Origin of the sequence: Blautia sp. AF19-10LB (genome assembly GCF_003461245.1) — a bacterium.
GTDB lineage: Bacteria > Bacillota > Clostridia > Lachnospirales > Lachnospiraceae > Blautia_A > Blautia_A intestinihominis.
This window is the reverse complement of the sequence record NZ_QTWS01000021.1, coordinates 59,797-70,670: the sequence shown is the minus strand read 5'-3', so window position 1 is coordinate 70,670 and position 10,874 is coordinate 59,797. Positions and strand designations below refer to the sequence as shown.

Annotated in this window: 8 protein-coding genes; all 8 read left to right on the top strand. The window is 41.0% G+C overall.

Annotation, left to right across the window (positions count from 1 at the left end; translation table 11 throughout):
* Positions 1-142: 142 nt before the first annotated feature.
* The 8 genes from DWX28_RS12395 to DWX28_RS12360 all read left to right on the top strand — a co-directional run bounded on the left by DWX28_RS12395 (position 143) and on the right by DWX28_RS12360 (position 10,725).
* Positions 143-1,759 (top strand): hypothetical protein, encoded by a 1,617-nt coding sequence (locus tag DWX28_RS12395; protein WP_243002430.1) that lies wholly within the window; start codon positions 143-145, stop codon positions 1,757-1,759.
* Between the two features lie 16 nt (positions 1,760-1,775).
* Entirely contained in the window at positions 1,776-2,690 is a 915-nt protein-coding gene (locus DWX28_RS12390) for an ABC transporter permease subunit (RefSeq protein ID WP_118064554.1), read from the top strand.
* A gap of 13 nt (positions 2,691-2,703) precedes the next feature.
* Entirely contained in the window at positions 2,704-3,615 is a 912-nt protein-coding gene (locus tag DWX28_RS12385) for a carbohydrate ABC transporter permease (protein WP_118064532.1), read from the top strand.
* Between the two features lie 170 nt (positions 3,616-3,785).
* Entirely contained in the window at positions 3,786-4,241 is a 456-nt protein-coding gene (locus tag DWX28_RS12380) for a hypothetical protein (protein WP_118252863.1), read from the top strand.
* Positions 4,201-5,502: a right-handed parallel beta-helix repeat-containing protein gene (locus DWX28_RS12375; protein WP_118252862.1), complete on the top strand. Its 1,302-nt coding sequence runs from the start codon at positions 4,201-4,203 to the stop codon at positions 5,500-5,502. Before DWX28_RS12380 ends, DWX28_RS12375 begins: the two co-directional genes overlap by 41 nt.
* Position 5,503: 1 nt before the next feature.
* Complete coding sequence (gene gnpA, locus DWX28_RS12370; RefSeq protein WP_118252861.1) at positions 5,504-7,669, top strand: 1,3-beta-galactosyl-N-acetylhexosamine phosphorylase; 2,166 nt, start codon at positions 5,504-5,506, stop codon at positions 7,667-7,669.
* 45 nt (positions 7,670-7,714) lie between these two features.
* On the top strand, positions 7,715-8,440 hold the full coding sequence (gene nagB, locus DWX28_RS12365; RefSeq protein WP_118252860.1) for a glucosamine-6-phosphate deaminase: 726 nt from the start codon (positions 7,715-7,717) through the stop codon (positions 8,438-8,440).
* Between the two features lie 44 nt (positions 8,441-8,484).
* On the top strand, positions 8,485-10,725 hold the full coding sequence (locus DWX28_RS12360) for a glycoside hydrolase family 95 protein (protein WP_118252859.1): 2,241 nt from the start codon (positions 8,485-8,487) through the stop codon (positions 10,723-10,725).
* The last annotated feature ends 149 nt before the right edge of the window (positions 10,726-10,874 follow it).

Here is a 10,874-nt window from a genome sequence, read left to right as displayed (position 1 = left end):
CATATATCAGTTCATTATAAAAAGCTTAGTTTTTTGTCTTGACAACTGAACCACTATAGTATCTTGCCTTGGAGGATGTGGTTCAAGCAAGGAGAGTGCATCAACTAGCAAAACTACTGCCAAAAGTTCTGATGATGTAGATATGTCAGAAAAAGTAGATATTTCAATTGGCGGATTGTCACTGTTTGATTCTGCAACGACAACCTGGCCGACTGAAGTGATTAAGGCGGTTGAGGAAAAATTCAATTGTACCATTACGGTAAAACCGTATGATCAGGAAAGCCTGAATCTGGATCTGTCTGGTGGAAATACCACAGACATTGTACAGATTGCGGATGCAAATATTGAAGGTGTCTTAAAAGGAAAACATGCAGTAAATCTGTTGGATTATAAAAATATCGCGCCAAATATCTTTTCAGACGACATGAATTATAGAAACACAATTATGCAGAACTTTAAGAGTGATGGCGACGATACACAATACTTCGTTACTCCGCATGTAGTTACAGACAATGCCGAGAAAAATTATGGTTCTGTAATTCCGACAGGCTATGTAGTTCGCTGGGATTTATATAAGCAGATAGGATGCCCGGAAATCAACAACGATGATGATTATATCGAGGCATTAAAGGCGATGAAAGAGCTCTATCCAAAAACAGAGGATGGCTTAGAAACCTATGCAATGAGTGCCTATAATGATTCGGATCTTCATACTTATTTCTTTAAAGGATGTCTTGGAGAAGAATATGTAAACCTTGAGGATGGTCTGTATGTCCAAGATGCAAAAACTAATGATTTAGTAGTGGATGTTTATGATAAAGACGAAGATGTAAAAACTCCATTCTGGTCAGGTGTGGAATTCTATAATAAACTTTACAGAGAAGGCCTGCTGGATCCAGATAATTTCATTACCCAGGGTGAAGATCTCACAGAAAAATATACAAAAGGTCAGTATCTTGGTGGAACTGTAAACTGGTTCTATGGAACCTATAATACAAATAACAAGGGAACAGACAAGGAATACATTGCGTTACCATCTAAACTGGGATGGGTCAATGAACCAAACAAAGCCGGATGGACAGGAAAATATCTGTTCGTGTCCTCCCATTCACCAAATATTGAAAGAGCAGTTATGGTACTTGACTATCTGCAGAGCAGTGAGTTTGCCAGAAGTGCAGAATCCGGTATTGAGGGACGCTGGGAAAAAGGCGATGATGGAAAACCTCATTTAACAGAGGATACAATGAGCATGAAGACTGACAGCAGCCGTGCAGATGAATGGAAAGCAAGCGGTATCAGCGATAGTGGTACAGATAATCTTGTTGGATGGGATTACAACGATGTATTACCAGATGGTGGTCTTGTAAATCTTTGGAATGATGAAGACGTCATGAAAGCGAACCTTACCACAGCTGAGCAGGATCTCTGTAAACAGTTTGACATTGATTTACCAAGCGATCTTCTGAAGAAGCGTATCGAGGATGGCACAAGCATGGATCTTAGTGATGCTAATCCAACGATTCGTATGTGCCTTGAGATAACACCAAAAAACATTACTCGTATAGACAGCAACTGTATTGAACTTACTGAAAATGCTCTGCCGGGTCTTGTACAGGCAGAATCCGATGAAGCTTTCCAGTCTGCAAAGGAAGCCTTATTACAGCAGCTTGCAGACGCTGGCGTAGAAGAGTCTATTGAATGGTGGCAGAATGCATGGGAGACTTCAAAGAGTTCAATTGACAAGCTGGAAAGCAAATAAAGAAGGGAGCATGCTTATGAACCGGAAAAGGGCATTGGTGGCAAAAGCACCGAAAGATTATAAATTGCTTTGGATGGCAATGCCATTTATCGTCATAGTCTTTTTGTTTAGCTATGTTCCGATTTTTGGATGGATTTATTCATTTTTTGATTATGTACCTGGAGTAAGTATTTTTGATTGCGATTTTGTTGGCCTGGATTATTTTAAACTGATTTTTAATGATGACAATGTATTACGATCATTGAAAAATACATTTATTTTCGCACTTATTAACATTTGTTTGACACCGTTGCCAATGTTTATGGCTATTTTGCTTAATGAATTAAGAAATGGCCCAATCAAGAAATTTACACAGACCTTTACAACCCTCCCAAATTTCATCAGCTGGGTCATTATATTTTCCCTCGCTACAGCATTGTTCGCCTCTGATGGAATTGTAACAGGTTTGGCAACAGCATTGGGAATTGGAGATGCTTCCAATTCCCTGCTGGGCTCAAATGAAGCAGTATATTGGTTCCAGTCCTTCCTGTTGCAATGGAAAACATTGGGATGGAACTCCATTATCTATATGGCAGCTATTTCGGGAATTGACCAGGAACAGTATGAAGCAGCAAGGGTAGATGGAGCTGGATATCTTCAATGTGCTCTTCATGTAACATTACCTGCAATGATGGAGACCTTTGTGGTGTTATTCATTTTGAATGTAGGTAACTTCCTTAACACAGGATATGAACAGTATCTTCTGTTTAAGAACTCACTAACAGCACCAAATATCGAGGTTCTCGATCTTTACACTTACAGGATTGGTCTTCAGAATATGGACTATTCTTATGGTGTGGCCATCAGCGTTGTGAAGTCTCTTGTAAGTATCTCGTTGGTTGTGGTAGCAAATCTGGTTGCCAAAAAGATCAGAGGCAAAGCAGTTATCTAAAGGAGAGACAATTATGGGCAAAATGAAAATTAAAACTTCACCATCAAGAAAAGCATTTCTTGTGTTTGATTCTTTGCTGATGATACTGCTTGCACTGGTTTGTATTTATCCGTTTTGGTATGTGTTATGCTATTCATTCAGTGACACAACAGCAGCATCTGTAAATCCTCCTGTGATACTTCCGTCTGGATTTACACTCAGCAACTATAAAGAAATTCTCACACTGAAAGGTTTCTTTCCGGCATTAGGAATGTCTGTGCTGAGAACAGTAGTAGGAACGGGGTTATCCGTATTCTGCTGTTCATTCCTTGCTTATCTTTTCACAAAAGATAAAATGCCGGCAAGAAAGATATTATATCGTTTTGTTGTATTTACCATGTATATTAGTGGTGGTATGATCGCAACATATATTGTAATGAAATCCTATGGATTGTTAAACAATTTCTGGGTATATATTTTACCTACAATGATTTCAGCCTACAATATGATATTGATCAAAACATACATAGAACAGCTTCCTCCAGCACTGGAAGAATCTGCTGCTCTGGATGGGGCCGGATATATAACCTGCTTTTTCAAAATTATACTTCCACTTTGCAAACCAATCATTGCAACAGTTGTAGTCTTTGTTGCTGTAGGTCAGTGGAACTCATGGTTTGATAATCATATTTATACTCGTGCCAATGAATCACTGACAACATTACAGTACTTATTGTATAACTATCTCAATGAGGCACAAAGGCTGGCAGAACAGTTAAAGACTGCATCCAGTGGAGCTGATATGACGCAGGCAATGGCGGCTATTTCTCCAAAAGGAATTCGTATGACAATAACTGTCCTGGCTTCCTTACCAATTTTTGCATTATATCCATTTATGCAGAAATATTTCTCAAAAGGTATTATGGTCGGAGCGGTTAAAGGCTGATCATTAAAATCCCTGGCACTCGGATTGTAACGGATGTCAGGGATTTTTATTTTACGAAAGATAAAAAAATACATTGATATTACCAAGTCAGTATTTTTATAGATACTGTAGGAAACGGAACTCCGCAGAACCGAACTCTGCAACAAGGGATAACGGGAGATTACAGAATAATGTTAAATAATTATGATTTTATGAATGATGACGAAATGAACTATATACAGGCCTGCCTGGAATTTGCTGCACAGTTAGGGCAGATTGCTGATGACACTCTGGAAGCAGTAGAACGCAGACGCATATTGGAAAATGAAAAAAGAAAAGAACTTCTTGAAAAAGGAATTACTGTTTATGGTCTGAGTAATTTCTCAGTGCCTGCATATATACAGTATGAGCTGACAAGATTCCGACTGGATTTTGTCGCAGAGAAAGCTTTGATCAAAAGAAGTTATAATTATTCAATGATTACTTCCAAAGACATGGTTTCATTTTGGAATGAGCACCGGGAACTGTTTACCCGTTACCAGGGTGACAGTTTTTCCTATGATGAAGTTGCCATGGTAATAAGGAAACGGATACGGGAGAAGGAATATGAGCAGGAAATTCAAAACATATTACGTAAGCGGCATTAATGGAGATGACTGCAACAATGGTGAAGCACCGGAAACAGCATTTGGATCCCTGGACAGGATTAATAGTCTGGAATTAAACCCAGGTGATCGTGTTTTACTGGAAAGAGGATCTGTTTTTGAAAACCAGTACCTGCATATAAAGGGTAAAGGAACCAGGTCTGACAGAATTGAAATCGGTGCTTATGGAGAAGGTACCATGCCGTGCATTCATTCAAGTGGCACCGGAATATGGTATCAGGATTATGGCGCACCTCTGGACTCGCCATCTCATGTATATAAAGGAGAGGTATCCTCCGCCCTGCTTCTTTATGATGTGGAATATATTTTGGTTCATGATCTGATCATAACAAACTCATCTCCATACACAACTATGGAAGAATATGCGGCACCACACAAAATGGACAGAACCGGTATTGCTGTAGTGGCGAAAAACGGAGGGACACTTCATGACATCACCATACGGGATGTATGGGTTCATGATGTTACAGGAAACGTTTATAACAAGCATATGAACAATGGCGGTATTTATATGACTGCCTTAACACCGGACAATGAAGAAAAAACAGGGGTCGCAAGATATGACGGGATCACTGTAGAGAATTGTACTGTGTGGAGAGTCAGCCGGTGGGGAATTGCTGTGGGATATACTTATCAGCATCAGAAGTTTTCCGGGGTAGAGCTTGATGAAGAAACTTTCAGGAAATACGGACATGAGAATATAATCATACGCAATTGCCATGTCAGCCAGGCAGGAGGAGATGCCATTACTCCTATGTATTCCCTTGAGCCATTGACAGAACATAATATTGCAGATAGCTGTGCAAAAGAGATAAATGATTCTGTGTATCGATATCCGGAAGACAGAATGGGAAAGGTAGCGGCTGCCATATGGCCATGGAAATGTAAAAATGCCCGGTTCTGTTACAATGAAGTTACAGATACCAGACTGAACCAGGATGGTATGGCATATGATGCAGATTCCGGAGATGGTACCTTATATGAGTATAATTACAGCCGGTCAAATGAGGGCGGTTGCATTATGTTCTGTATGGAGGAAGCTGTTCATAATATCTTCCGTAAAAATATCAGTTATGATGATCTGGGAGGGATTATCAGTCCGGCATGTAATCCGGATGCCCTTGTGACTGAAAATGAATTCTATATGAGACGTGAAGTTCCACTGATAAGGGAAAGTATGCAGGATGGGACAGTTACTTTAAAAAATAATAAAATTACAATAATCAAGGAGGACGGAAAGTAAGATGACTCAGAGAAAAGGCAGAGTAACAATACCAACAGATCTGGATGTGGTTCCACAGACACTGGAAATGTTAGATAAATGGGGAGCTGATGCAATAAGAGACTGCGATGGAACAGAGTTTCCGGAAAAACTCAAAAATACAGGAGCAAAAATTTATGCTACGTATTATACAACCCGAAAAGATAATAAGTGGGCAAAAGAAAATCCAGATGAAATACAGCAGATGTATATTATGACGTCATTCCATACAGCTGTTTCAGATACACTTGAGATACATCTCATGGATCATCTCTATCCGGACATGCTTGCTGTGAACACTAGAGATGACATTCAGAGATGGTGGGAAGTAATTGATCGTACTACCAGTGAAACAGTTGATACAATATATTGGTCTTATGATGAAAAGAGCGGAAATGTTGTTATACATCCTTCAATTGCATTCCATGAATATACCGTAAGTTTTCTGGCTTATATCATGTGGGATCCTGTACATATGTATAATGCAGTTGTTAATGAATGGAAAGATGTTGAACCACAGATTACTTTTGATGTACGGCAGCCCAAGACAAAAACACATTCTATGTTGCGGCTCAGAAAATTCCTTGAAAACCATGATTATGTAGATGTCGTAAGATTTACTACATTTTTTCACCAGTTTACCCTGATCTTTGACGAACTGGCAAGAGAAAAATATGTTGACTGGTTTGGGTATTCAGCCTCCGTCAGTCCTTATATCCTGGAACAGTTTGAAAAGGAAGTTGGATATAAATTCCGCCCGGAATTTATCATCGATCAGGGATATATGAATAATACATATCGTATTCCTTCAAAAGAATTTCAGGCTTTCCAGGCTTTCCAGAGAAGAGAAGTGGCTAAACTAGCTAAAGAGATGGTTGATATTGTTCATGAGTATGGAAAAGAAGCCATGATGTTTATGGGTGACCACTGGATCGGTATGGAACCATTTATGGATGAATTTGCATCTATTGGATTGGATGCGGTTGTAGGAAGTGTGGGAAATGGAGCAACCCTGCGTTTGTTCAGCGATATCAAGAATGTTAAATATACAGAAGGAAGATTTCTTCCGTATTTCTTTCCAGATACATTCCATGAGGGTGGAGATCCGGTAAAGGAAGCAAAAGTGAACTGGGTAACAGCAAGGAGAGCCATTCTGAGAAGCCCGATTCAGAGAATCGGATATGGCGGATACCTGAAACTTGCTCTGGAATTTCCGGAATTTGTGCAGTATATCCAGGAGGTTTGTGATGAATTCCGTACTTTATATGATAATATTCAGGGAACTACTCCGTATTGTGTGAAACGTGTAGCAGTTCTGAATTGCTGGGGTAAAATGCGTTCCTGGGGAAATCACATGGTACATCATGCGATTTATTACAAGCAGAATTATTCTTATTTTGGAATTATAGAGGCATTAAGTGGTGCACCGTTTGATGTATCCTTTATTAGCTTTGATGATATTCGTGAAAACAGAGAACTGTTGAAAAACTTTGATGTGATCATTAACGTAGGAGATGCAGACACGGCACAGACAGGTGGCGAAAACTGGATTGATGAAACAATCAGTACTGCCATCAGAGAATTTGTCTATAATGGTGGAGGATTTATAGGAGTAGGGGAACCAGCTGCTCATCAGTGGCAGGGTAAATTCTTCCAGTTGGATGATATCCTTGGTGTAGAAGAAGAACGAGGATTCAACTTAAATACTGATAAATATAACTGGGATGAGCATAGAGATCACTTTATCCTTCAGGATACAGAGGGCGATGTTGATTTTGGTGAAGGCAAGAAAAATATTTTTGCATTGCCGGAAACAGAAATTCTGATCCATAAAAATCAGGAAGTACAGATGGCTGTAAAGACCTTTGGAAAAGGACGAGGTGTTTATATCAGTGGTCTTCCATATAGCTTCGAGAATAGCCGTGTACTTTATAGAGCAGTTCTCTGGTCAGCATCTGCTGAGAAGGAACTTTATTGCTGGTATTCTTCAAATTATAATGTTGAGGTTCATGCATATGTTAAAAATAAGAAATACTGTGTTGTGAATAATACTTATGAACCGCAGGATACAACGGTATACATCGGAGATGGAGGCAGTTTTGAACTTCATATGGAACCAAACGAGATTAAATGGTATCAAATTCAGTGATGAATCTGTCTGGCACAGGGTCACCAAACGTTCAGGAGGGTATATATGGTTATTTACAAAGGAAAAGACTATAAGGATGTTAGCAGAAAAGCAGCAAATATTATGTCCGCACAGATTATCATGAATCCTAGATCAGTGCTGGGCTTAGCAACTGGTTCAACACCAGTGGGTATGTATCAACAGTTGATTGAATGGTATAAAAAAGGGGATCTTGATTTTTCAAAAATTACTACTGTAAATCTGGATGAATATAAAGGTTTGTCTCCAGACAATGATCAGAGTTACCGATATTTTATGGATCAAAATTTATTGAGCCATATAAACATTGAAAAATCCCATACATATGTTCCAAACGGAATGGATGAAGACAGTGGGCGTGCCTGTAAAGAATATGACAAGATAATTTCCATGGTGGGTGGGATTGATATGCAGCTTCTTGGAATTGGAGGAAATGGTCATATTGGATTCAATGAACCTGGAGTAGCATTTGAAAAAGAAACTCATTGTGTAAATCTTACAGAAAGTACTATCAAGGCAAATGCCCGTTTTTTTAAGAGCATAGATGATGTACCGAAGCAGGCGTATACTATGGGAATTAAAAATATCATGTCTGCAAAGAAAATATTATTGATTGCTACCGGTTCATCTAAGGCAAAAGCTATTTATGATTCCCTTTACGGACCGATTACTCCAAATGTACCGGCTTCAATTCTTCAGCTTCATCCCGATGTAACTATAGTTGCAGATGAAGAAGCATTACAACTTTTATGAAAATAGTACAGATAACATAATGTTAATATAGGAGGATAACACGAATGGACCATTGGATATTAAGCTACAAAAGCCCGGCAGAAGCCTGGAATGAGGCACTGCCGCTCGGAAACGGAACTCTTGGAGTGATGTCCTATGGCCGTCTGGAAAATGAAACACTTGAGCTGAATCTTGATACTTTATGGTCCGGTGACGGAAGTTCAAAGCTGAATAAAAACGGCCATGCTGACCTTGGGCATCTGCGAAAGCTGCTTAAAGACCAGAAGCATCAGGGAGCAGAAGATTATTGTAGGAAACATATCCTGGGTGACTGGACGGACAGTTACCTCCCGGCTGGCAGATTCAATATGAGTCTGCAGATGTCCGGACAGACACCCAGCGGATATGTACGCCAGCTCTCTTTGAACCATGCGGTGGAAACAGTGGCATCTGCAGGGTATAAAAGGGAGCTGTTTGTGAGCATGGCAGATCCTCTGCTGGCAGTCCATTTCCAGACAGTCCATGAACAGAAACTTCATCTTGAGATTTCACTGGAAAGTGAGATCAGATATGAAAAAATAAAAAACTGTGAAGATACCGTTTTACTTTCCGGACGGGCACCCTCTTATGTGGCACCGCCATACTATGACTGCCCGGAACCGGTTGTTTATGAGGACGGAAAAGGAATCCGGTTTACACTGGCTGTAAAGGTTGTTGTACCGCAGGGCAGTGTGAAATGCTGTGATGGTAAGCTCCTGATCGAGGGAGAACAGGACATATTTGTTTATTTTACAGGAAATACAGATTTTGGACGGAATGCAGATACACCACAGCTGGAAAAAGAGTGTATGGAAGTATTGGAAGATCCGGATTATGAACAGCTGAAGAAAAGACATCTGGGAGAATACCATAAATATTTTAACCGTATGGAATTATCACTGAACGACACCAGGGAAAACCGTTTGGCAGAGATGATGTTCCATTATGCCAGATACCTGATGATCTGTTCCTCCAGACCGGGAAGCCAGTGTGCAAACCTCCAGGGAATCTGGAACAACAGGATGCGTGCCCCCTGGAGCAGTAATTATACCGTTAATATCAACACGGAGATGAATTACTGGATGGCTGAGAGATGCAACCTGAGCGAATGTCAGGAACCACTCTTTGACCTGATCTGCCGGACAGCAGAGGATGGACGGGAGACAGCCAGGGAGGTCTATGGACTTTCCGGATGGGTGAGCCACCACAACCTGGATATCTGGGGACATTCCGGACCTGTTGGATATTTCGGGCAGGATGAGGATCCCTGTTCCTATTCTATGTGGCCTATGAGTTCGGGATGGCTCTGCCGGCATCTCTGGGAACATTACTGCTATACAGAAGACCTGGATTTCCTGAAAGACAGAGCATATCCGGTGATCGAGGGAGCCGTAAAGTTCTATCTTGGGTTCCTGTTCCCATATGGGGAATACTATGTTACCGGGCCTTCCACTTCCCCGGAAAATCGTTTCTGTGGAGAAGATGGAAAATCCCACAGTGTGGGAATGGCATCCACCATGGATATCAGCATCCTGAAAGAACTGTTTGGGTACTACCTGAAAATATGTAACACCCTGGGCATAGAGGGAGAGACGGCGGATGTAAAACGGGTACTTTCAAAACTGCCGCCATTTAAGACGGGAAGCTTTGGACAAATCCGGGAATGGTTCCTGGATTATCCGGAAACAGAGATCCATCACCGCCATGTTTCCCATCTGTATGGTCTTTATCCCGGAAACCTGATCACAGAAAAAAACCCGGAGCTTCTGGAAGCCTGCCGGGTGGCTCTGGAAAGGCGCGGGGACGAAGGAACCGGATGGTGTATGGCATGGAAAGCATGCCTCTGGGCCAGACTCCGGGACGGGGAACATGCACTGGGGCTTTTGAAAAACCAGCTCCGTTATACCAGGGAGGAAAATATTTCCTGTGTGGGAGGCGGCATTTATCCCAATATGCTGTGTGCACACCCACCGTTCCAGATCGATGGGAACTTTGGCTTTGCAGCTGCGGTTGCAGAGATGCTTATCCAGAGCAGGAAAGGGCATATCCTGTTACTTCCGGCACTTCCGGATGAATGGAAAGACGGAAATGTCCGGGGAATGAAGGTACAGGGTGACATCACAGTTGATTTCGAATGGAGAGATGGCAGGATACACAGGGTTCGCCTCTGTTCTTCCTGTGAGCAGAAAGTAACGCTGGAATGTAATGGAATTTCAAAAACAGTATTTTTAAGACCTGATGGGACAGAGGATATGATTTTGGGTTAATCTGTCCTGAGGGCCTGGAAATCATAGACAGCCGTATCATGTAAAACGCACATGGTACGGCTGTTTTTATACCCTAATAGGACCTGATGATCATAAAATTTGAACGATTTCGGGGGTGTTTTTATCTGAGATAATTTTTTTTAAAATAT

What these genes read in the sequence shown, in the direction of transcription:
- DWX28_RS12395 (WP_243002430.1), top strand. Translation starts at nt 143, where the DNA reads ATGTCAGAAAAAGTAGATATTTCAATTGGCGGATTGTCACTGTTTGAT.
- DWX28_RS12390 (WP_118064554.1), top strand. Translation starts at nt 1,776, where the DNA reads ATGAACCGGAAAAGGGCATTGGTGGCAAAAGCACCGAAAGATTATAAA.
- DWX28_RS12385 (WP_118064532.1), top strand. Translation starts at nt 2,704, where the DNA reads ATGGGCAAAATGAAAATTAAAACTTCACCATCAAGAAAAGCATTTCTT.
- DWX28_RS12380 (WP_118252863.1), top strand. Translation starts at nt 3,786, where the DNA reads ATGTTAAATAATTATGATTTTATGAATGATGACGAAATGAACTATATA.
- DWX28_RS12375 (WP_118252862.1), top strand. Translation starts at nt 4,201, where the DNA reads ATGAGCAGGAAATTCAAAACATATTACGTAAGCGGCATTAATGGAGAT.
- gnpA (WP_118252861.1), top strand. Translation starts at nt 5,504, where the DNA reads ATGACTCAGAGAAAAGGCAGAGTAACAATACCAACAGATCTGGATGTG.
- nagB (WP_118252860.1), top strand. Translation starts at nt 7,715, where the DNA reads ATGGTTATTTACAAAGGAAAAGACTATAAGGATGTTAGCAGAAAAGCA.
- DWX28_RS12360 (WP_118252859.1), top strand. Translation starts at nt 8,485, where the DNA reads ATGGACCATTGGATATTAAGCTACAAAAGCCCGGCAGAAGCCTGGAAT.